Annotated in this window: 12 protein-coding genes; 10 read left to right on the forward strand and 2 right to left on the reverse strand. The window is 70.0% G+C overall.

The window, feature by feature from the left end; all coding sequences use genetic code 11:
• Positions 1-185: 185 nt before the first annotated feature.
• The 5 genes from PARN5_RS0109950 to PARN5_RS0109970 all read left to right on the forward strand — a co-directional run bounded on the left by PARN5_RS0109950 (position 186) and on the right by PARN5_RS0109970 (position 6,820).
• Entirely contained in the window at positions 186-1,034 is an 849-nt protein-coding gene (locus tag PARN5_RS0109950; protein WP_017999626.1) for an ABC transporter permease subunit, read from the forward strand.
• The gene (locus PARN5_RS0109955; RefSeq protein ID WP_017999627.1) at positions 1,031-1,813 is read left to right on the forward strand and encodes an ABC transporter permease; all 783 of its coding nucleotides are present in this window, start codon (positions 1,031-1,033) and stop codon (positions 1,811-1,813) included. Before PARN5_RS0109950 ends, PARN5_RS0109955 begins: the two co-directional genes overlap by 4 nt.
• Entirely contained in the window at positions 1,810-2,844 is a 1,035-nt protein-coding gene (locus PARN5_RS0109960) for an ATP-binding cassette domain-containing protein (RefSeq protein WP_017999628.1), read from the forward strand. Before PARN5_RS0109955 ends, PARN5_RS0109960 begins: the two co-directional genes overlap by 4 nt.
• Before the next feature lie 147 nt (positions 2,845-2,991).
• The gene (locus PARN5_RS0109965; RefSeq protein ID WP_017999629.1) at positions 2,992-4,983 is read left to right on the forward strand and encodes a Hint domain-containing protein; all 1,992 of its coding nucleotides are present in this window, start codon (positions 2,992-2,994) and stop codon (positions 4,981-4,983) included.
• Between the two features lie 178 nt (positions 4,984-5,161).
• Positions 5,162-6,820 carry a calcium-binding protein gene (locus PARN5_RS0109970; RefSeq protein WP_017999630.1) on the forward strand — a complete coding sequence of 553 codons (1,659 nt, stop codon included), beginning with the start codon at positions 5,162-5,164 and terminating at the stop codon, positions 6,818-6,820.
• A 32-nt stretch (positions 6,821-6,852) separates the two neighbouring features.
• Here PARN5_RS0109970 and PARN5_RS0109975 read toward each other — a convergent pair whose 3' ends face one another.
• Entirely contained in the window at positions 6,853-7,617 is a 765-nt protein-coding gene (locus tag PARN5_RS0109975) for a WecB/TagA/CpsF family glycosyltransferase (RefSeq protein ID WP_017999631.1), read from the reverse strand.
• A 121-nt stretch (positions 7,618-7,738) separates the two neighbouring features.
• On the opposite strand from PARN5_RS0109975, the gene PARN5_RS0109980 reads away from it, so the two are divergent.
• The 5 genes from PARN5_RS0109980 (at position 7,739) to PARN5_RS0110000 (ending at position 21,788) form a co-directional block, all read left to right on the forward strand.
• Positions 7,739-9,163, forward strand: coding sequence for a hypothetical protein (locus PARN5_RS0109980; RefSeq protein ID WP_026155321.1), 1,425 nt, complete (start codon positions 7,739-7,741; stop codon positions 9,161-9,163).
• 100 nt (positions 9,164-9,263) lie between these two features.
• Positions 9,264-15,551 (forward strand): type I polyketide synthase, encoded by a 6,288-nt coding sequence (locus tag PARN5_RS0109985; RefSeq protein ID WP_017999633.1) that lies wholly within the window; start codon positions 9,264-9,266, stop codon positions 15,549-15,551.
• Between the two features lie 2 nt (positions 15,552-15,553).
• On the forward strand, positions 15,554-16,537 hold the full coding sequence (locus PARN5_RS0109990) for a glycosyltransferase family 2 protein (protein ID WP_017999634.1): 984 nt from the start codon (positions 15,554-15,556) through the stop codon (positions 16,535-16,537).
• Positions 16,534-21,168, forward strand: a complete 4,635-nt coding sequence (locus tag PARN5_RS0109995) for a MupA/Atu3671 family FMN-dependent luciferase-like monooxygenase (protein WP_017999635.1) — start codon at positions 16,534-16,536, stop codon at positions 21,166-21,168. The genes PARN5_RS0109990 and PARN5_RS0109995 overlap by 4 nt, the downstream gene beginning before the upstream one ends.
• Positions 21,165-21,788 carry a 4'-phosphopantetheinyl transferase gene (locus tag PARN5_RS0110000; protein WP_017999636.1) on the forward strand — a complete coding sequence of 208 codons (624 nt, stop codon included), beginning with the start codon at positions 21,165-21,167 and terminating at the stop codon, positions 21,786-21,788. The genes PARN5_RS0109995 and PARN5_RS0110000 overlap by 4 nt, the downstream gene beginning before the upstream one ends.
• Here the strand turns inward: PARN5_RS0110000 and PARN5_RS0110005 are convergent.
• Positions 21,769-22,965: a glycosyltransferase gene (locus PARN5_RS0110005; protein ID WP_017999637.1), complete on the reverse strand. Its 1,197-nt coding sequence runs from the start codon at positions 22,963-22,965 to the stop codon at positions 21,769-21,771. The genes PARN5_RS0110000 and PARN5_RS0110005 overlap by 20 nt on opposite strands.
• Positions 22,966-23,022 lie beyond the last annotated feature (57 nt).

A 23,022-nucleotide genomic window follows, 5' to 3' on the forward strand; every position in this document is an offset into this window, starting at 1 on the left:
AGTAACGAAAAGCGTGTACACCGGGCGTGCACCGGGCGTACACCGCCTGTGCGCGGGGCGTCGTGCGGAACGGCGGCCCGCAGCAGGAACAGCCCCGCCCGCATCTTCGGGGCGCGGGGCGCAAGGGCAACCGGCCGCGCCGGGGGAAACAGTCACGGCGCGCGGGGCGCCGGCGGGAAGCAGGCATGACGCGACCGAACTGGAACTGGCTGGGCGTGGTGCCCTTCTTCGCCTTCGCGGCGCTGTTCCTGATCCTGCCGACGATGAACATCGTCATCGGCGCCTTCCGGAACCCCGAGGGCGGGTTCACGCTGGCGAATCTCGCCGGGCTCGCCTCGCCGCGCATCGTCGACAGCTTCGCGATCTCGATCAAGGTGTCGCTGGCCTCGGCGGTGCTGGGCTGCCTGATCGGTTTCGCCATGGCGGCGGCGGTGGTCATGGGCGGCTTGCCGGGCTGGATCAAGGCGCCGCTGATGACCTTTTCCGGCGTCGCCTCGAATTTCGCCGGCGTGCCGCTGGCCTTTGCCTTCATCTCGACGCTGGGCCGGGTCGGGCTGGTCACCATGCTGCTGCGGCAATGGTTCGGCATCAACATCTATGCCATGGGCTTCAACCTGCTCAGCTTCTGGGGCCTGACGCTGACCTATCTGTTCTTCCAGATCCCGCTGATGATCCTGATCATCACCCCGGCGCTGGAGGGGCTGAAGCGCGAATGGCGCGAGGCGGCCGAGGTGCTGGGCGCCTCGACCTTCCAATACTGGCGCATGGTGGCGCTGCCGATCCTGTTCCCCTCGCTGCTGGGCACCTTCGCGCTGCTCTTCGCCAACAGCTTCGGGGCGGTGGCGACGGCCTATGCGCTGACCGGTTCGTCGCTGTCCATCGTTCCGATCATGCTGTTCGCGCAGATCCGCGGCGACGTGCTGCAAGACCCGCATCTGGGCTATGCCATGGCCTTCGGCATGATCGTCGTCACCGGCCTGGCGAACCTCGCCTATGTCGTCATGCGCGCCCGGGCCGAGCGGTGGATGCGATGAAGCGGCTCTGGTCCTGGGCGGCGCTGAGCCTTGGCGCGCTGTATTTCCTGCTGCCGCTGATCGGCACCATCGAATTCTCGCTGCGGATGCGGCGCGGGGAATATTCGCTGGACGCCTATCGGTCGGTGCTGTCGGACCCGGCCTTCCGGCAGACCTTCGGCTATTCCGTGGTGATGGCGGCTCTGACCATCCTGCTGGGGGTGCTGATCGTGGTGCCGACCGCCTATTGGGTGCGGCTGCGCCTGCCGCGGCTGCGCCCGGTGATCGAGTTCATCACCCTGCTGCCGCTGGTGATCCCGGCCATCGTCGTGGTCTTCGGCTATATCCGGCTTTACAATACCAGCTCGGTCCTGCCGCTGACCGGCACGGCATCCGGCACCAACCTGCTGCTGCTCTGCGGCTATGCCACGCTGGCGCTGCCCTATATGTATCGCGCCGTCGATACCGGGCTTTCGACCATGGACGTGCGCAGCCTGACCGAGGCCGCGCAGTCGCTGGGCGCCGGCTGGACCCGCATCATCGGCCGGCTGATCCTGCCCAATGTGCTGGGCGCGGTGATGTCGGGGGCCTTTCTGTCCTTCGCCATCGTCATCGGCGAATTCACCATGGCGGCGCTGCTGAACCGCCCGGCCTTCGGGCCCTATATGCAGCTTCTGGGCGCGAATCGCGCCTATGAGCCGGCGGCGCTGGCGGTGATCGCCTTTGCCGTCACCTGGGGCTGCATGGGGCTGATGCAGCTGATCTCCCGCCTGTTCGGCACAGGGATGCAAGCGAAATGACCTTCCTGACCCTCGATCACCTGCAAAAGTCCTTTGGCCCGACCAGGGTGGTGCATGACTTCGACCTGTCGGTGGAAAAGGGCGAGTTCGTGTCCTTCCTGGGCCCCTCGGGCTGCGGCAAGACCACGGTGCTGCGCATGGTCGCGGGGTTCGAGACCCCGAGCGCCGGCCGCATCACCATCGACGGCCAGGACGTGACCCGGCTGCGGCCGAACCAGCGCAAGATCGGCATGGTGTTCCAGGCCTATGCGCTGTTTCCGAACCTGACCGTGGCCGAGAACGTGGGCTTCGGCCTGAAGGTCGCGGGCCTGCCCCGGGCCGAGCGCGCGGGCCGCGTGGCCGAGATGCTGGAGCTGATCGGCCTGCCGGACCTGGGCGGGCGCTATCCCTGGCAGCTGTCGGGCGGCCAGCAGCAGCGCGTGGCGCTGGCCCGCGCCCTGGCGCCGCGGCCGCGGGTGCTGCTGTTGGACGAGCCCCTGTCGGCGCTGGATGCCAAGATCCGCGTCAGCCTGCGCAACCAGATCCGCGCGATCCAGCAGCAGCTGGGCATCACCACGATCTTCGTGACCCATGACCAGGAGGAGGCGCTGTCGATCTCGGACCGCATCGTGGTCATGCACAAGGGCATCGCCGACCAGACCGGCACGCCCGCGCAGATCTACAACCAGCCCGCCACCGATTTCGTCGCCGGCTTCGTCGGCACGCTGAATCGCTTCGAGGCCGAGGTGCTGGACCCAGGCACCGGCCTGGTCCGCGTCGAGGGCCACGAGATCGCGCTGGACCGGCCCCTGCCTGCCGGCCGCATCGCGCTGGCCGCCCGGCCCGAGAGCCTGCAGATCGCCGCGGCGGGCATCCCGGCCGAGATCACCGGGGCCGAGTTCCTGGGCTCGGTGCAGCGGCTGCGGGCGCGGGTCGCCGGGCGCGAGGTGGTGCTGGACCGGTTCAACGCCCCGGGCGCCGAATTGCCGCGCCCGGGCCAGCGCCTGCACCTGACCGCCTCGCCGGGCGGCTGGCTGGTGCTGGGCGGCTGATTGCGATCGATTTTTCCTGTCACCTGCCCAAAAGGACAGCTGACCCGGCGCCCGTGCGCATGGTTTAAATCGGCATGAATTCGCCGATTCGGTGAGATTCCTTTGCGGAAAACCGCGCCTGCGCATTACGAGTTCTGGAGATTTGAGATGGTGACGATTCCGGGCACCGCCGGCAACGACAGCCTTGTCGGCACGGCTGATAGCGATTGGATCACGGGCGACGCGGGTGACGATACGCTGGAGGGGGGCGCCGGCAGTGACACGCTGGACGGCGCCACCGGCAGCGATGTGGTCGATGGCGGCAGCGGCGCGGATCAGCTGATCTGGTCGGCCGATTCCGGCAGCAGCGGCGCGCATGACGACTATCACGGCGGCGACGGCGAGGACGGCTACAACTCCGACGTCTATTCCCTGTCCGGCGGCGACACGCTGAGCATGGTCACGGCCGGCGCCGGGGCGGGCGGCTTCGACGTCACCTTCTCGACCCCGAATTCGGGCGCGGCCGAGGATGCCTATGGCAATACCCTGTCCTTCGACGGCATCGAGCGCGTCTCGACCGGGAATGGTGCCGATTTCATCGATGCCACCGGCGCCGCGCCGGTCGATGGCCAGGGCATCCGCATCCAGACCGGCGGCGGCGACGACACCGTCCATGCCGGCGATGGCGCGAACTTCATCAGCACCGGCGACGGCAATGACATCGTCCATGGCGGCTCGGGCTATGACCTGGTCGAGACCGGCACCGGCGACGACACCATCTATGGCAATGGCGGCACCGACGGTTTCCGCTGGGGCGACGGCAATTACAACGGGCCTATCGGCAACGACGTCTATTACGGCGAATATGGCACCGGCACCATCGACCCCGGCTCGACCAATACGCTGAATGCCTGGCAGCACGACACCGACGGCAATGGCGTGCGGCTGGTGCTGAACACCTCGACCAGCGGCACGGTGGATGCGACCGGCGCCGCGACCGGGCACCTGGATTTCTACGAGTTCAACAATGTCATCACCGGCGGGGGCAATGACACGGTGGATGGCTCGGCCGCCGGGGTGGACGGGTTCCGCACCTATACCGCCTGGGGCGACGATTCGATCCTGGGCAGCGCCGGCAATGACGAGATCGAGGGCGGCTGGGGCGCGGACACCATCGACGCCGGGGCCGGGAACGACCGCATCTCGATGGCGGGCGACCTGAACGCGGGTCATGCCTGGGACGACGACGGCGCGGACCTGCTGGTGCTACGCGACGGTTTCGGCAACGACACCGTGCGCGCCTTTACCATCCGCGACTACAGCCAGCCGAACGACTGGGGCGGGGTCGACCACTTTCCGCAGGACCGGCTGGACGTCAGCGGGCTGCATGACGCGGACGGCAATCCGATCGACCTGAGCGACGTCACCGTCGGCTCTTATGTCGATCCGCGCGGCACCCATGCGCTGCTGACCTTTCCGAATGGCGAAAGCCTGGTGCTCTATGAGGTCGATCCCGCCGACCTGACCCGCGCGCGGCTGCACGAACTGGGCATTCCCTGCTTCTGCCGCGGCACGCTGATCGCCACGGATCGCGGCGAAATCGCGGTTGAACAACTGGCGGTGGGCGACCTGGTCGTCACGCGCGACCATGGGTTGCAGCCGATTCGCTGGATCGGCACCCGGGCGCTGGACGCCGTGGACCTGGCGGCGGCGCCGAAGCTGCGGCCGATCCGCATCCGCGCCGGCGCGCTGGGCCGCGGGTTGCCGCGCGCCGACCTGATGGTCTCGCCCCAGCACCGCGTCCTGGTGCGCTCGGCCATCGCGCAGCGCATGTTCGGCGCGCCCGAGGTTCTGGTCGCGGCCAAGCAATTGCTGGCGATCGAGGGGATCGAGCAGGTCGAGGCCGAAGCGGTCGAATATGTCCACCTGCTGTTCGAGCGGCACGAGATCCTGCTGTCGAACGGCGCCGAGACCGAGTCGCTTTACACCGGCGCCGAGGCGCTGAAGTCGGTCGGCGCGGCGGCGCGTGAAGAGATCCTGACCCTGTTCCCCGAGTTGCGCGACGGCCCGGTCACGGCCGCGCGGCCGCTGGTGCCGGGGGGCAAGGCCAGGCAATTGGCAGAGCGGCACGCTCGGAACGGAAAGGCGCTGATCGGCTAGGAACGCGCAACCACAGGTGGAAATTGCAGGGCGGTATAGCCCTGCGCCCTGCCCGAAAGGACAGGTAACGGCGTTTTGGTGCTTTCTTTCTAATCCGCCCCGGATAGGCGATTCGGGCGGTTCATCATATTTTAACCTCTCTGGCCTATCCCCAACGTGAGCGAGATTGGGGACAGCGATGGCTGTGATTAACGGAACGACAGGCGCCAACCGCCTGAACGGAACGACGGGGCGCGACACCATCCAGGGCTTCGAAGGCCGCGACACGCTGAACGGCGGGCGGGGCAGCGATCATCTGCACGGCGGGCCCGGGGCGGATGTGCTGATCTGGGACCAGGATGCGCTGTCGCGCGGCAGCGTCGACACCTATATCGGCGGCAGCGCCGGCGAGAATTACGATTCCAACATCTATGGCGACCTGGCGGGCGGCGACCGGCTGCATCTGAACGGGGCCGGCGGCTTCCGCGTCACCTTCAACAGCAGCGAGAACGGCTTCGCGCTGGACGCCTGGGGCAACCGGCTGAACTTCTCGGGCATCGAGCGGCTGCAGACCGGCGCCGGCAATGATTCCATCGACGGCAGCAGGGCCGGGCTGAACGCCGAGCGCGGCAGCGGTGCAAGCTACATGCCTGTGCACGGGCTGACGGTGAACTCGGGCGCCGGCAACGACACCATCCGCGGCACCAACGGCAGCGACGTGATCGACCCCGGCACCGGCAACGACCGGGTGTTCGGCGGCGGCGGCAACGACCTCTTGATGCCCTCGCAGGGCAACGACTACGGCCATGCCGGCGCCGGCGACGACAATGTGCGCTGGGGCAACAACGGCAGCATGGGGCCGATCTACAATATCGGCCATGACACGCTGGTCGGCGGCGCCGGCCACGACCTGCTGAACCTCTGGGCCAAGGGCAATGGCGAGAACAGCGTCGGCGTGAACGTGGTCTTCACCAGCGCCAGCACCGGCCGCGCCAGCTATCCGCAGGCCAATGGCACCGTGGTCTTCAGCGAGTTCGAGCAGTTCTGGACCCATGAGGGCCGCGACACCGTCACCGCCGCCAATGCCACCATCGGCGCGAATCGGCAGGGGATCATGATCAACACCCGCTGGGGCGACGACCGCATCACCGGCAGCGCCGGCAATGACACCATCGAGGGCGGCGACGGCGCCGATACCATCAACGGCGGTCGCGGCAACGACTTCATCTCGATGTACGAGGATATCACGGCCGCGAACGGCGCCGGCGTGCCGCGCGATTCGGCCCGCGACGTGCTGATGCTGCAGGACGGCTTCGGCTCGGACACCATCCGCGCCTTCCAGGTCGGCGGCGCGAACGGCGACGTGCTGAACGTCAGCGCGCTGCATGACGCGGCCGGCAACCGCATCGATGTCGGCGACGTCCGGGTGTCCTCCCAGGGCAGCAGCGCCGTGCTGAGCTTTCCGAATGGCGAGCGGCTGGTGCTGGAGGGCGTCAATGCCGGCACGCTGACCCGGGCGATGCTGGTCAAGCTGGGTATTCCGGCCGCCGGCTCCGCGCAGGCGAGCGAGACGGCCAGCGCGGCGACGCTGTCGGCCGAGGACGGCGCCCAGGCCAAGACGGCCACGGTCGCGAGCAGCCTGACCGCGACCGCGACCGAGGCTGCGGGCGATCACCTCGCGGTGGATCACTTCGCCTGGCGTTTCGCGCCCGCCGCGACGGCGGTCGAGGAACATGCGGCCGGGGCCGCGGCCGATCTTTCGGCGCTGGTGGAGAGCTACCGCGGCCTGGCCCATGCCGACAGCAGCGACCATGCCGGCGTCCAGCACCTGCTGGCGCAGCTTTTCGACTGGGCCTGATCCCCTTGGCGGCGTCCCCTTGCGGGGCGCCGTCAGTCCCGCCGCGCGCGGCGCAGCGCGGCGGCCTGTCGGACATGGCCGGGCAGGATGGCGAAGCCCTTGGCATAACGCAGGAACAGCCGGCGCGGGTTCGACAGCATGCGCCAGGCCCATTCCAGCTTGGCCTTGCGCAGCAGGGCCGGCGCCCGGCGCTGGTGGCCCGACAGGAAATCCAGCCCCGCGCCGATCGAGGCGAAGCCGACATTGCCCAGGGCATCACGGGCGCGGATCGCGAACAGCTCCTGCCGCGGCGCGCCGAGCGCCAGGAAGCAGAGCCGCGCGCCCGAGGCGCGGATGCGCGCGATGATCTGGCCGGCTTCCTCGCCCGTCGGGTCGAAGGGGAAGCCCGGCGCATGGGTCAGCGCCACCCGCAGCCCGGGCACGGCGCGCGCCATGGCCTCGGCCGCCAGCGCCAGCGATTCGTCGCTGCTGCCGATCAGCGCCACCGGCAGGCCGGCCCGTGCCGCCTCGGCCGCGAGCGGCAGCACCAGGTCCGAGCCCGGCGCCAGCGCCACCGGCCGCCCGGCGATGCGCGACAGCCAGACGATGGGATTGCCGTCGGCGCAGACCAGGTCATGCGCGGCATAGGCGCTGCGGAAACGCCCGTCCTCGGCCAGCCTTTGCAGGTGATCGACGTTGATCGTGGCGATGGCGAAGCCTTGGCCGTCCCGCAGCTTCTGCCGCACCGCCGCCAGCAGCGCCGCTGAATCGTGACAATTGATCCGGACGGCATTGCCGTCGGGAAAGCTGAACTGCATGATGCGCCTCGGGGTCCGGCCGGAATTTGCGGCAGGATGTGGCCTGGGCGCGGCGATTGCAACGCCCTTCCCGGCCCCTGGCAAAGAGCGGCGCCCGCCGCGTGACTGGTGGAGGCAGGCCATGCCCGTATTGGCCTTGATGGTGCTGCTGAGCTGGCCGGTGGTGGTCGGCATCCTGTTCTCGCGCAAGGAGCGGGCGCTGGCGCTGATCTGGTCGATCTTCGCCGGCTACCTGATCCTGCCGCAGCTGGTCGAGATCGACCTGCCGGCCTTTCCGGGCCTGAACAAGCACATGATCCCGGCCATGGCCGCCGCCGTCATGGTCTGGTTCGTCACCAAGGACCGTGCCCGGGACGAACCGCCGCCGCCGCCCATGGGCGCCTGGGTGGCGGTGCTGCTGGCGATGAACTTTGCCGCGCCGGTGCTGACGGCGCTGACCAATCCCGACCCGCTGATCGACGGCATCAACTACCGGCCCGCCATGTCGGTCAGCCAGGGCGTGGCCGACCTGATCCTGCAATTCATCCTGCTGCTGCCGTTCCTGATGGGCTACAAGCTGCTCTGGAACGCGCGCGGGGCCGAGCTCTGGATCCGCGCCCTGGTGCTGGGCGTGCTGTGCTACACCATCCCGATGCTGATCGAGCTGCGCATGAGCCCGCAGATCAACGTCTGGGTCTATGGCTATTTCCAGCACGATTTCATCCAGACCATCCGCTATGGCGGCTATCGGCCCATCGTCTTCCTGGAGCATCCGCTGTGGGTGGCGCTGATGACCATGACCGCCTTCCTGTCGGCGATCGCGATCTGGCGCAACGACCGCACCCGGCGCAACCTGCTGATCGCCGCCTATCTGGGCTGCATCGTCTTTCTGTGCAAATCGGCCGGGGCGCTGCTGCAGACCATGATGGCGGCGCCGCTGGTGGCCTTTGCCCGGCCGCGGCTGATGGTGCTGGCGGCGGCCCTGGTCGCGGGCATCGCCTTTTCCTATCCGACGCTGCGCACGACCTCGTGGATGCCGCTGCAGGGCATCGTGGACCTGGCCATGTCGATCTCGCCCGAGCGCGGCCGGTCGCTGGAGTTCCGCCTGATGAACGAGGAGGCGCTGCTGGAGCGCGCCATGGAGCGGCCGGTCTTCGGCTGGGGCGGCTGGGGGCGGCCGCTGTTTTACGACCTCTACAACGGCAAGCTGGCCTCGGTCCCGGACGGGCAATGGGTGATCTGGATCGGCGCGCGCGGCATCTTCGGCTATCTGGCGCAGTTCCTGCTGCTGCTGACGCCGATCTTCGCCATGCTGCGCGCCATGCCCGGCGGCCGCCACCCGCCGCGCGAGCGCGAGCTGGTCGTGCTGGGCACGCTGTCCCTGATGCTGGCGATGAATCTGCTGGACCTGATCCCGAACGCCACGATCACGCCCTTGACCTGGCTGACGGCGGGCGCTCTGCTGGGCAATGCACACAGGCTGCGGCAGGGTGTCGCGGATGATGCCGACCTGCCGCTGAACGAACGGATTCTGCCTAAAAAGGCAGGCATTCAAACGGTTTTATAGGTTGGTGCGCGGCCCCGAATTGGCTATGCCGAATACGCCTGCCAGTTGTTAAGCCATTAGGCCCCGCAGGGGGTTTCCACGAGTTGAAAAGAGGCATCCCATGGCCTTCGACAAGAGCGTCGTTGAGGACAGTGACATCGCCATCGTCGGCATGGCCGCGCAACTGCCGGGCGCGGCGGGCGTGGCCGAATACTGGGACAACCTCTGTCGGGGCGTCGAGTCGATCCGGCGCCTGCCCGAGGCCGAGCTGATCGCGCGCGGGGAATCGCGGGCGCGCATGGCCGATCCGAATTACGTGCCCTCGGCCGCGATCCTGGGGCAGTTCGACGAATTCGACGCGGAATTCTTTGGCCTCTCGCCCAAGGAAGCCGCGATCATGGACCCGCAGCACCGCAAGTTCCTGGAGACCTGCTGGCACGCGCTGGAGGATGCCGCCCATGTGCCCGAGCGTTTCGCCGGCAATATCGGCGTCTGGGCCGGTTGCGGCGCGGGCAGCTATTACTACTGGAACGTGTGCTCGAACCGCGACCTGGTCGATGGCGTCGGCCATTTCCTGCTGCGCCATACCGGCAACGACAAGGATTTCCTGTCGACCCGCGTCAGCCATGTCTTCGACCTGAAGGGGCCTTCGGTCAATGTGCAGACGGCCTGTTCGACCTCGCTGGTGGCGATCCACATGGCCTGCCAGTCGCTGAATTCGGGCGAATGCGACATGGCGCTGGCCGGCGGCGTCACCATCGAGCTGCCGCACGGGCTGGGCTATCTCTACAAGGAAAACGAGATCCTGTCGCCGGACGGCCATTGCCACGCCTTCGACCACCGGGCGCAGGGCACGGTCTTCGGCAGCGGCGCGGCGGTGCTGGCGCTGCGGCGGGCGGCGGACGCGATTGCCGATGGCGACCATATCTGGGCGATCATCAAGGGCTCGGCCATCAACAACGACGGCGCCGCCAAGGCGGGCTATCTCGCCCCCAGCGTCGAGGGCCAGGCGCAGGCGATTTCCGAGGCGCTGGTCATGGCCGGCGTCAGTTCCGACAGCATCGGCTATGTCGAATGCCACGGCACCGGCACGGCGCTGGGCGACCCGATCGAGGTCGCGGCGCTGAACCAGGCCTACGCGCGGGTCTCGGACGGCACGCGGCAGGGGCCTTGCCATATCGGCTCGGTCAAGACCAATATCGGCCATCTGGATACGGCGGCGGGCAGCGCGGGGCTGATCAAGTCGGCCCTGGCGGTGCATCACGGCCAGATCCCGGCCAGCCTGGGCTATGAGGCGCCGAACCCGGCCATCGACTTCGAGGGCGGGCCGTTCCGCGTCAACGACCGGCTTTCGGACTGGCCGCTGCCGGGGCCGCGCCGGGCCGGGGTGAACTCGCTGGGCGTCGGCGGCACCAATGCGCATGTGATCGTGCAGGAGCCGCCGCTGGCGCAGCCTTCGGGCGAATCGGACTGGCCGTTCCAGATCATCGCCGTCTCGGGCCGCAGCAAGGCGGCGCTGGATGCCAATGCGGCGGCGCTGGCCGGCTGGCTGGCGGCGAACCCGGAGGTGAACCTGGCCGACCTGTCCTTCACCCTGACGCAGGGCCGGCGGCAGTTCGACCGGCGCCGGGTGCTGGTTGCCGAAACCGCCGCGCAGGCGGCGGCGCTGCTGGCCGATCCCGACCCGCGGCTGGTCTTCGACCACCAGCCGGTCGGCGACCCGGCCGAGGCGGTGTTCATGCTGCCCGGCGGCGGCGCGCAATATGCCGGCATGGCGCGCGGGCTCTATGAGACCGAGCCGACCTTCCGCGAATGGATGGATCGCGGGCTGGACCATATGGCGGCCGCGCATGGCGTGGACCTGCGGGCGCTGTGGCTGCCCGAGCCGGGCGCCGAGGCCGAGGCGGACCGGCGGCTGCTGCAACCCTCGCTGCAATTGCCGCTGCTGATGATTACCGAATATGCGCTGGCGCAGCTGTGGATCAGCTGGGGCGTGCAGCCCGCGGCGCTGATCGGGCATTCCATGGGCGAGAACACCGCCGCCTGCATCGCCGGGGTGATGAGCTTTCAGGATTGCATCGGGCTGGTGCGGCTGCGCGGCTTGCTGATGGACCGGGTGCCGGCGGGCGGCATGCTGTCGGTGCCGCTGGAGCCCGAGGATTTCGCCGCCGAGCTGGCCGAGCTGGGGCTGGACCTGGCGGCGGTCAACGGGCCGTCGATGGCGGTGGTCTCGGGGCCGGACGCGAAGCTGGACGAATTCGCCGCGAAGATGGCGGCGCGCGAGGTGGAATGCCAGCGCATCGCCATTTCCATCGCCGCGCATTCGCGGCTGCTCGACGGGGTGATGGCGGAATTCCGCGCCTATCTGGCCTCGATCCCGCTGCACCCGCCGCGCATTCCGATCATCTCGAACCGCTCGGGCCTGCCCCTGAGCGATGCCGAGGCCACCAGTCCCGACTATTGGGTCGCGCATCTGCGCGGCACCGTGCGCTTTGCCGATGGCATCGCGCATCTGGCGCAGGTGCCGGGGCGGGTCTTCCTGGAGGTCGGGCCGGGCCGCGCCATGCAGGCGATGGCCAAGGCCAACCCGGGCGTCGCGGCGCATCAGGTGGTGTCCACGTTGCGCCACCGCGACCACGCGACCGAGGATGACAGCTTCTTCATGGCCGCGCTGGCCCGGTTCTGGGCCTGCGGCGGCGCCATCGACTGGGGCCAGATCTGGGGCGAGGCCCCGCGCCGGCGGCTGTCGCTGCCGGGCTATGCCTTCCAGCGCAAGCGCTATTTCATCGAGCGTTCCGCCAGCGTGGCCTCGGACGTGGCCGACGAGCTGGCCCGGATCGAGGAACCCGCCGAATGGGGCTGGCGCCCGGCCTGGAAGCTCGCCTCGCCGAATATCGAGATCGGGCCGCAGGGTCCGGTGGCGACGGGCGCGCAGAACTGGCTGGTCTTCGTCGACGAGCTGGGCCTGGGCGAGCGGGTGGCGGCGGCCTTGCGCGCCCGCGGCCAGCGCGTGGCCGAGGTGCGTATCGGCGACAGTTTCGCCGACAAGACCGTGTCCGGGGGCGAGGGCCGCTTCCTGCTGCCGGTCGAATCCGACCGCGAGGGCTATGAGATGCTGCTGGCGGCGCTGGCGGCGCAGGACATGGTGCCCGAGCGCATCCTGCACCTGTGGTCGGTGACGCAAGGCGCGAAGTTCCGCCCCGGCTCGAGCCTGCTCAACAGCCAGCTGGAGCGCGGCTTCTTCGGGCTCTTGCACCTGGCGCAGGCCATCGGCACGGAACTGCCCGAGGCCAGGCTGGAGCTGATCGCGGTATGCAACGACGCGCTGCGCGTCGCGGACGAGCCGGCGCCCAGCCCCGAGAAGGCGACGGCGGCGGGACCGATCCGGGTCATGCCGCATGAGATGCCGAACATCCGCGCCCGGCTGGTCGATGTGCGGGTGCCGAAGGCGCTGGACGCGCTGGCCGCGAACCTGCTGGAAGAGGCGCTGGCGCCCTCGGGCGCGGCCATTGCGGCTTGGCGCGACGGGCGCCGCTTCGAGCAAGGCCTTGAAAAGGTTGCGCTGGCCGATGACGGCATGGCCGGCGTGCCGGCGGGGGCGACCTGCCTGATCACCGGCGGTTTCGGCGGCATCGGCCAGGCCATTGCCCGCGAGCTGGCCGGGCGCGGCGGCGCGAAGCTGGCGCTGACCACGCGCGGGCGGGTGGACAGCCCGGCCGTGCTGGCCTCGGTCCGCCAACTGGAGGGCTTGGGAGCCGAGGTGCTGGCGATCCGCGCCGATGTGACCAGCCCCGAGGACATGGCCCGGGCCGTGGCCGAGACCAAGGCGCGCTTCGGCAGCCTCGACGTGGTGCTGCATGCGGCGGGGGTGATCCGCGACGGCCTGATTGCCGCCAAGACCGACGACGATGCCTGGGACGTGCTGGCGCCGAAGCTCTTGGGCACCCGGGCGCTGACCCTGGCGCTGGCCGACAACCCGGCCAAGCTGACGGTGCTGTTTGCCTCGACCTCCTCGGTGATCGCGCCGGCGGGGCAGGCGGATTACGTCGCCGCCAACGAATATCTGAACGCGGTGGCGCGCGCGGCGCCGCCGGCGCTGGGGCGCGTGGTGGCGGTGAACTGGGGCGTCTGGGCCGATGCCGGCATGGCGGCGCGGGCGATGGGGCTGGACACGGCCTCGGTCGTCGCGGTGCCGCAGGGCCGGCCGCTGCTCGATGACAGCCTGCCGGTTCCGGGCGGGCGCGAGTTCCGCAGCACGCTGCGGATCGAGGACTGGATCATCGGCGGCCACAAGACCGCCGCGGGCCAGGCGCTGATGCCCGGCACCGGCTGGATCGAGCTGGTCTGCGAGGCGGCGCTGGAATCCGGCCTGTCGCTGCCGATCGTGATCCGCGACCTGGAATTCCGCCGGCCGCTGCTGGTGACGGACAAGGCCATGGTGACGACGCGGGTGACGCCCGAGGGCGATGCCATGCGCATCGACATCCTGGACGACCCGCAGGGCGATCCGAACGTCACCGCGCTGGTCGCGGGCCTGGCCGCGCCCGCGCCCGAGGCGCTGGCGGTTGCGGGCGGCTGGGACCAGGACGGGCAGGGCGCGGCGCTGCCTTCGGCGCAGGAACGGCAGATGGCTTTCGGTCCGCGCTGGAAGGTGCTGCGCCGCTTCCGCATCGCCGAGGGCGAGGGCCTGGCCGAGCTGTCGCTGGCGCCGGAATTCGCCGGCGAGGCGGGCGAGTGGCTGGCGCATCCGGCGCTGCTGGACATCGCCACCGGCTGGGCCATGGCGCTCATCAAGGGCTGGTCGCCCGATCACCTGTGGGTGCCGATGGGCTATCGCTCGATCCGGCTTTACGCGCCCTTGCCGGCGCAGGTCACCAGCCGCATCCGCAACGCGGGCGAGAACAGCGATGCCCAGGGCATGGCGCAGTTCGACATCAGCCTGGCCGGGCCGGACGGCGCGATTGTCGCGGAAATCAAGGGCTTCGCGCTGAGGAAGCTGTCGGCGGCGCTCTCGGCCCAGCCGCAGCGGGCGGCCGCCCCGCGCAGCCTGTCGCCGGCCGAGCGGCGCTTGCAGCACAATATCAGCCAGGGCATCCCGGCCGCCATCGGCCCCTCGATGCTGAGCCGGGCGATCTCGACCGGGCTGGCGCAGGTCTATGTCTCGTCCTTGGACCTGAACGCGCTGATCCTCGAGGCCGGCGTGGTCGAGGATGCCGCGCCCAGCGAGGGCGGCTTCGAGCGTCCCGACCTCGACAGCGATTTCGTCGCGCCGGCACCCGGCACCCAGGCCGAACTGGCGGCGATCTGGTCCGAACTGCTGGGCATCGCCCAAGTCGGCGCCGCGGACAGCTTCTTCGACCTGGGCGGGCATTCGCTGATCGCGGTGCGCATGTTCGGGCAGCTGCGCAAGAAATTCGGCGTCGACCTGCCGATCTCAACCCTGTTCGAGGCGCCGACCATCGCCGGCCTGGCCGCGCTGGTCGAGGAACGCACCGGCCCGCGCGAGCTGGTTTCGCCCGACAACGTGGCCAAGCTGCCGGTGTCGCAGAAACCGCGCTTCCGCTTTGTCGTGGACATGGGCGGGCGCGGCGACGGCACGCCCTTCTTTATCGTCGCCGGCATGTTCGGCAATATCATGAACCTGCGGCAACTGGCGCAGCGCACCGGCGCCGACCGCCGCTTCTATGGCCTGCAGGCGCGCGGGCTTCTGGGCGACGACAAGCCGCATGAGAGCTTTGCCGAGGCGGCGCGCGACTATATCGCGGAGATCCGCCAGGTGCAGCCGAACGGCCCCTATCTGCTGGGCGGTTTCTCGGGTGGCGGGCTGACCGCCTATGAGATGGCGCGGCAGCTGCGCGCGGCGGGCGAGGAGGTGGCGATGCTGGTCATGCTCGACACGCCCCTGCCGCTGCGTGAGCCGGTCAGCCGCAAGGACCGGCTGGCGATCCGCCTGGGCGAATTGCGCGAGGGCGGTCCCGGCTTCGTCTGGAAATGGCTGCGCGACCGCGTGGCCTATGAATTCCAGCGCCGCAGCAAGGCCAAGGCGGTCGAGGCCGAGGTTTCGGCCGAGGCGACGGGCGCCTTCCACGACCTGGCCATCGAGGCGGCCTTCCTGGCCGCGCTGCCGGGGATGCAGGTGACGGAATGGGACGGGCCGGTGGCGATGTTCCGCCCGCCCTTGGACAAACGCTGGAAGGTGACCGGCGGGCGCTGGATCAACTCGGGCCGCGATTATGTCGTCGAGGACAACGGCTGGACGCCCTACATGCCGCAGTTGCGGGTGATCGAGGTGCCAGGCGACCATGATTCCATGGTGCTTGAGCCGAATGTGCGGCGCATGGCCTCGGTCCTGCGCGAGATCCTGCGCGAGGCCGATGCCGCGCCCTCCAGCGTCAAGGCGGCAGAGTGACCATGAACGGCAATCCCAGCGTCCAGGTCGTCGTGCTCAACTGGCGCACGCCAGAGATGTCCTTGCAGGCCGCCGAATCCGCCATGCGGGAAATGCAGGGGCTGGAGGGCGGCGTGACCATCGTCGACAATGATTCCGGCGATGGCAGTTTCGAGGCATTGCAGGCCGGCGTCGCCGCGCGCGGCTGGCCGGCCGACCGGGTCGCGGTGGTGCAATCGGGCTGGAACGGCGGCTATGGCGCCGGCAACAACCACGGCATCCGCCAGGGATTGCCGGACGGGCGGCGGCCGGACCTGGTCTATCTGCTGAACTCGGATGCCATCGCGCAGCCGGGCGCGATCCGGGCGCTGGTCGATTACCTGGGCGCGCATCCCGAGGCCGGCATCGCCTGCTCGCGCCTGCGCGGCACCGACGACGTGCCGCACAGCACCGCCTTTCGCTTTCCCTCGGCAGCGGCCGAGTTCGAATCGGAAAGCCGCACCGGCCCGATCTCGCGCCTGCTGCGGCGCAAGATCGTGGCGCTGCCGCAGCCCGAGACATCGGGTCGCGTGGACTGGTCGGCCGGGGCGTCGATGATGATCCGCATGGACGTGCTGGACCGAATCGGCCTCTTCGACGAAGGGTTCTTCCTTTACTACGAGGAAACCGACCTGTGCCGCCGCGCGGCGCTGGCGGGCTGGCAGACCCATTACGTGGTCGAAAGCCTGGTGCTGCATATCGGTTCGGTCAGCACCGGCATGAAGGAATGGAAGCGCGCGCCGGATTACTGGTACGATTCCCGGCGCCGCTATTTCGAGAAACACCATGGGCGGTCGGGCGCGCTTTGGGCCACGATCGCGCATCTGGGGGGCGCGGGCGTGTTTCGCCTGCGCTGTCTGTTGTCGGGGCGCAGGCCGGATGGGCCCAAGGGTCATCTGTCGCATCTGACGCGCCACGCGCTTCGTTTGCAGCCAAAGCCCGTGCATGTTGAAAAGGGTAAGCCATGACGCAGTTTTCCGCGATTCTGGTGGGTAACGAATCTCTGATGCGCCACGCGGCCGAGACGCTGCTGGCGCGCGGCCATCGCATTATCGCGGTGGTGACGCGCAATCCCGACCTGCGCGACTGGGCGATGGGGGCCGGTTTGACGGTCGAGGACCAGGACGCGCCGGTGCCGCCGGGTGCGCCGGTGGCGGACTGGCTGTTCAGCGTCGCCAACCTGTCGATCCTGCGCCCCGAGATGCTGGCGCGCGGGACGCGGGGCGCGATCAATTTCCATGACGGCCCGCTGCCCCGGCTGGCCGGTCTGAACGCGCCGGTCTGGGCGATCATCGGGCAGGAGCCGCAGCACGGCATCACCTGGCACATGATCGAGGGCGGCGTGGACGAGGGCGACATCCTGTCCCAGACCCTGTTCGACCTGCGCCCTGACGACACCGCCCTGACGCTGAATGCCCGCTGCTTTGCCCGCGGCGCCGAGAGTTTCGCCGATGTGCTGGCCCAGCTGGAAGGGGCGGGGCCGCAGCGGGTGAAACAGGACCTGTCGCAGCGCAGCTATGTCGGCCGCGACAAGCGCCCCGAGGCTGCGGGATTGATCGACTTTGCCCAGCCCGCCGGGCGCATCTGCGCGCTGGTGCGCGGGCTTGACCATGGCGGCTACTGGAACCCGCTGACCGAGGCCAAGGTTCGGCTGGAGGATGGCCGGGTGCTGGCGGTGGAGGCCTCGGCCGGGACCGAGCCGGCGACGGCCGCGCCGGGCACGGTGCTGGCGCATCACGGCGATATTGCCACCATCGCGGCCGGCGATGCGGCCGTGCGGCTGATCTTCCGCGGTGCATTGCCGCCGATCGGTGCGGTGATCCCGGCGCTGGCCGCCGATGAGCGCGCGCGGCTGACCGATCTGGGCGCGCAGGCGGCGCGGCATGACGGCTGGTGGCGCAAGCGGCTGGCGGCGATGAACCCCGCGGTGCTGCCGGGCGAGGGCTCGGAGGCGCGCGCCCGGGTGGCGCTGCTGCCCGGCGCCGGGCCCGAGCGGATCGCGCTGGCCGCCTCGCTGCTGGCGCGGCTGGCGGGGCAGGCGGAATGCGACCTGGCGCTGCGGCCCGAGGGCCAGCCCGAGGCGGCGGGGATCGTCGCCGACTGGCAGCCGCTTTCGGTGGCGCTTGGTGGTGCGCAGACCTTGGCCGAGCTTGGGGCCGCGATCTCGGGCCAGATCGCCGATCAGGCGAAGCGGGGCTTCTTCCTGGCCGACCTGCTGCATCGCGCGCCGGAATTGCGCGAGGTGGCGGTGCCGGATCTGGCGATCAGCCTCGATGCGCGCGGCCCGGTCGCGGGCGCGGCGCTGACCGTGACCCTGACCGAAGCCGGCGCCTGGCTGGACCACGATCCGGCCCGCGTCTCGGCCGCGCAGGCGCAAAGGCTGGCCCGGGTTCTGGATGCCGGGCTGGCGCTGCCCGGAACGACGGCGCTGCGCGACATTCCCCTGATGGATGCCGCCGAGCGCGAGGCGCTGCTGGTCGCCCGCAACGCCACCCAGGCCGAGGTGCGGCTGGCCTGCATCCACCAGCTGATCGCCGAGAAGGCCGGCGAGAACCCGGATGCGGTGGCGCTGGCCTTCGAGGATCACAGCCTGACCCGCGGCCAGCTGGACCGCGCCGCCAATGCGCTGGCCGAAAAGCTGGTGGCGATGGGTGTCGGTCCCGACCAGCCGGTCGGGCTGTTCGCGAAACGCTCGCCCGAGCTGGTGATCGGCGCGCTGGCGATCTGGAAGGCCGGCGGCGCCTATGTGCCCTTGGACCCGGATTACCCCGCCGATCGCATCGAGCTTTATATCCAGGATTCGGGCGCCCGGGTGGTGCTGGTCCAGGACGGCCTTGCCGAAAAGCTGCCGGCGCATGGCGCGCAGGTGGTGGCCATCCCCTCGGACCTGCCGCATGGCCTGGTCGCGGCGCCGGTCAACCATGCCGGGCCGGAAAACCTGGCCTATCTGATCTATACCTCCGGCTCGACCGGCCGGCCCAAGGGGGTGATGGTCGAGCATCGCAATGTCGCCAATTTCTTCGCCGGCATGGATGCGGTGATCCCGCATGCCGAGGGCGATGCCTGGCTGGCGGTGACCAGCCTGTCCTTCGACATCTCGGTGCTGGAGATCTTCTGGTCGCTGGCGCGTGGCCTGAAACTGGTGATCGCGGGCGAAGAGTCGCGGCTCGCCGTGTCCAGCGCGCCGGCGCATCCGCGCGCCGAGGTGCAGGGCGGCATGGATTTCAGCCTGTTCTACTGGGGCAATGACGACGGGCCCGGGCCGCAGAAATACCGGCTGCTGCTGGAGGGTGCGCGTTTCGCCGACCAGAACGGTTTCGTCGCCGTCTATACGCCCGAGCGGCATTTCCACGCCTTTGGCGGCCCCTATCCGAACCCGGCGGTTTCCGGCGCGGCGGTGGCGGCGGTGACCAGGAACATCTCGGTCCGCGCCGGCAGCTGCGTGCTGCCGCTGCACCACCCGGCCCGCGTGGCCGAGGAATGGGCGGTGATCGACAACCTGACCTCGGGCCGGGCCGGGCTGGCCATCGCCTCGGGCTGGCAGCCGGACGATTTCGTGCTGCGCCCGGAAAACGCGCCGCCGAACAACAAGGCGGCGCTGATCCAGGGCGTCGAGCAGCTGCGCCGGCTGTGGCGCGGGGAAAAGGTCGATTTCCCGCGCGCCGGCGGCGGCACGTTCGGCGTGGTGACGCAGCCGCGCCCGGTGCAGAAGGAACTGCCGCTGTGGCTGACCGTGGCCGGCAACCCGGAAACCTGGATCGAGGCCGGGCGGCTGGGCATGAACGTGCTGACCCACCTCCTGGGCCAGAGCATCGACACGGTCGCGGCCCGGATCAAGGATTATCACGCGGCGCTGCGCGAGGCCGGCCATGACCCGGCGCATTTCACCGTCACGCTGATGCTGCACACCTGCCTGGCCGAGGATCGCGAGACCACGCGCGAGATCGCCCGCGAGCCGATGAAGAACTACCTGCGCAGCGCGGCGGCGCTGGTCAAGCAATATGCCTGGGATTTCCCGGCCTTCCGCAAGCCCGCGGGCATGACCAACCCGATGGCCATCGACCTGGGCACGCTCAGCGAGGACGAGCTGGACGGCATCCTGGAATTCGCCTTCCTGCGCTATTTCGAGGATTCGGGCCTGTTCGGTTCGATGGAGGATGCCATCGCCCGGGTCGAGCAGCTGAAGACCATCGGCGTGGGCGAGGTGGCCTGCCTGATCGACTATGGCATCGCGCCGGACCAGGTCATGGCCGGTTTCCCGATGCTGGCCCGGCTGCGGGCGGCGGTCAATCCGGCCGATGTGGCGCTGGACCCGCGCGATTTCTCGATCGCGGCGCAGATCCGGCGCTGGAAGGTGACGCATCTGCAATGCACGCCCAGCATGGCGCGCATCCTGGTCTCGGACCCGCAGGTGGCGGCGGCGATGGCGGGGCTGAAATGCGTGATGGTCGGCGGCGAGGCGCTGCCGCCCTCGCTGCTGGCCGAGATCAAGGCGGCGACGCGGGCGCGGGTGCTGAATATGTACGGCCCGACCGAGACCACGATCTGGTCCACGGTGGCCGACCTGACCGATGCGGCCGAGGTGACCCTGGGCCGGCCGATTGCCAATACGCAGCTTTACGTGCTGGACGGCGATCAGGTGCCGGTGCCTCCGGGCGCGCAGGGCGAGCTGTGGATCGGCGGCCATGGCGTCACGCGCGGCTATTGGCAGCGCGAGGACCTGACTGCGGGCGCGTTCCGGCCCGATCCCTTCGTGCCGGCGGATCGCGCCGCGCCCTGGGGCGCGCGCATGTATCGCACCGGCGACCTGGTGCGCTGGCGCGAGGATGGCGGGCTGGACTACATCGGCCGGGCCGACCACCAGATCAAGCTGCGCGGCTTCCGCATCGAACTGGGCGAGATAGAGGCGCAGCTGGCCGACCAGCCCGGCGTGCGCGAGGCGGTGGCGCTGGTGCGCGAGGACGTGCCCGGCGACAAGCGGCTGGTCGGCTATGTCACTGGCGATGCCAGCCTGTCGGAAAAGGCGCTGCGCGAGGCGCTGCTGGCGCATCTGCCGGCCCATATGGTGCCCGGCCGCATCGTCCGGCTGGAGAAGATGCCGCTGACGCCGAACCGCAAGATCGACCGCAAGCAGCTGCCGGTGCCGGGGGCGATTGTCGCGCCGATGGTGGCGCCGGGGGCGGCCATCGAGGCCACCCCCGCCGCGGCGGCTGCCGCCGCCCCGGCCGCGCCGAGCGAGGATCTGGCCGCCGCCGTGCAGGCGCTGTGGGCCGAGACCCTGGGGGTCGAGCAGATCGGGCCGCGCGACAATTTCTTTGCGCTGGGCGGGCATTCGCTGCTGGCGATCCAGCTGCATCGCACCATGCGCGACCGGCTGGCGCTGCCGCGATTGGGGGTGACGGACATCTTCCGCTTCCCGGTGCTGGCGGATTTCGTCAAGCATGTCGCGGGCCTGGCGCCGGCGAACCAGGCCGCGGCGGCGCCGGTTTCTGCGGCCGCCGCCGCGCCGGTTGCCGTGCCCGAGCCGGCGGCCGCGGCTGGCGACGATGCCATGGCGCGGCGCCGGGCGCTGCGGGCGCAATTGCGCGGCGGGCGTTGAGCGGGGCCGAGGCGCTGCGCGCGCTGGCGCTGAGCCTCATGCCCGAGGGCTATGCTTGCGCGGTGCTGCCGCTGGCGACAGATCCGGCGCCGTTGCTGCCGGCCGAGGCCGAGGCCGTGGCGCGCGCGGTGCCGAAACGCCGGCGCGAGTTCGCGCTGGGCCGCATGGCCTTGCGTGCGGCGATCCGCGCGGCCGGGCACGACCTGCCCGCCGCGCGGCCCATCGCCATGCGGCCGGATCGCCAGCCCGACCTGCCGCCGGGCATCCGCGCCAGCCTGTCGCATAGCGGCGATTACTGCATCGCGGTCGCGGCCCCCGCCGGGGCGCCGGGGCCGGGGATCGACCTGGAGCCTTGCGACCGCGCGCCGCCCGAGGGGCTGGGCGAGATGGTGATGCCCTGGCGCGCGCCGGACGGCCTGCCGCCGCTGCTGGCCTTTTGCGCCAAGGAGGCGATGTTCAAGGCGCAATACCCGCTGACCGGCCGCATGCTGGATTTCCGCGACGTGCCGCTGGTGTTGCGCGGCGCGCGGTTTCGCGGCTGCCTGGGCGACCGGCTGATCGGCGGGCGCTGGGGCCGGGCGGCCGGCTGCTGGCTGGCGATCAGCCTGTGGAACGGCTGAAGCACTGGGCCAGAAGCCGCGCCGATTCCGCGATGTCGTGCCGGGCACAGACCCGGGCCCGGGCCGAGGCGCCCATGGCCGCAAGGCGCTCGGCCGGGGTCGCGGCGGCGTCCAGCATGGTGGCGGCCAGGGATTCGGCATCGCCGGCGGGAACCAGCCAGCCCTCATGTCCCGGGCGGACCAGTTCGGGGATGCCGGCGATAGAGGTGGCGATGACGGGGCGGGCGCAGGCCATCGCCTCCATGATGACCACGGGCAGGCCCTCGGCAAAGCTGGGCGTGACCAGCGCATGGGCGGCATTCATCGCGGCGCGCACGCCGGCTTCGTCCTGCCAGCCCAGCAGGGTAACGGCCTGGCCCATGCCCTCGGCGGCGATCAGCTCTTCGATCTGGCGGCGCAATTCGCCGTCGCCGACCAAAGACAGCCGCAGCACCGGATCCTGCCGCCAGGCCAGGGCGAAGGCGCGGATCAGCAGGCCGAACCCCTTCTGCTCGGCAAAGCGGCCGACGGCGACCATGTGGAACGGGCCCGGGGGCAGGGGGACGGGCTCGGCCCAGCGGGTCAGGTCCAGCCCGCAATGCACCACCCGCACCTTGGGCCAGTCGCCCGGGGCCGCCCAGCGATACATCTGCGAGCGGCCGTAACTGCTGACGGTGACGCAGAAATCCGCCAGCGCCAGCTTGCCGCCCAGGTCCAGCGGCTGGACATTGTCGAATTCCTCGGGGCCATGCACGGTGAAGCTGAAGGGCGGGCCGCCGAAGATCCGGGCATAGGCGGCGACGCGGGCCGAATTGGTGCCGAAATGCGCATGGATATGGCGCAGCTCCAGCGCCCGGGCGCGGGCGGCGACATAAGCGCCCTCGGCCATGTAGATCATCTGCCGGGCCAGGCTGGATTCGCCGGCCTTGGCGCGCTGCCGTGCCAGGCGCAACGCCGCGCGCAACTGGCCCGGCGCCTGCCGTGCCAGGCCCAGCAGCAGCCGCTTGCCGCCGGCATCCAGCACCCGCTCGGTCCGCTGATGTTCGGCGAGGTCCGCCGGATCGCTCAGCGCCTGCGCATCGCCGCGCATCGCCATGCGGTGAATCTCAAACCCCAGAGCCTCGAGCGCGGCAATCTCGCGCCGGATGAAGCTGTGCGAGGGACGGGGGTAGGTGTTGACCAGATAGCCGATTCGCAAGTGCCCGTCCCTTCAAGAAAAAAATCATATCGCCGCGAGGATCTTGCGGCATTTCGG

The sequence above is a fragment of the Paracoccus sp. N5 genome (assembly GCF_000371965.1).
Taxonomy (GTDB): domain Bacteria; phylum Pseudomonadota; class Alphaproteobacteria; order Rhodobacterales; family Rhodobacteraceae; genus Paracoccus.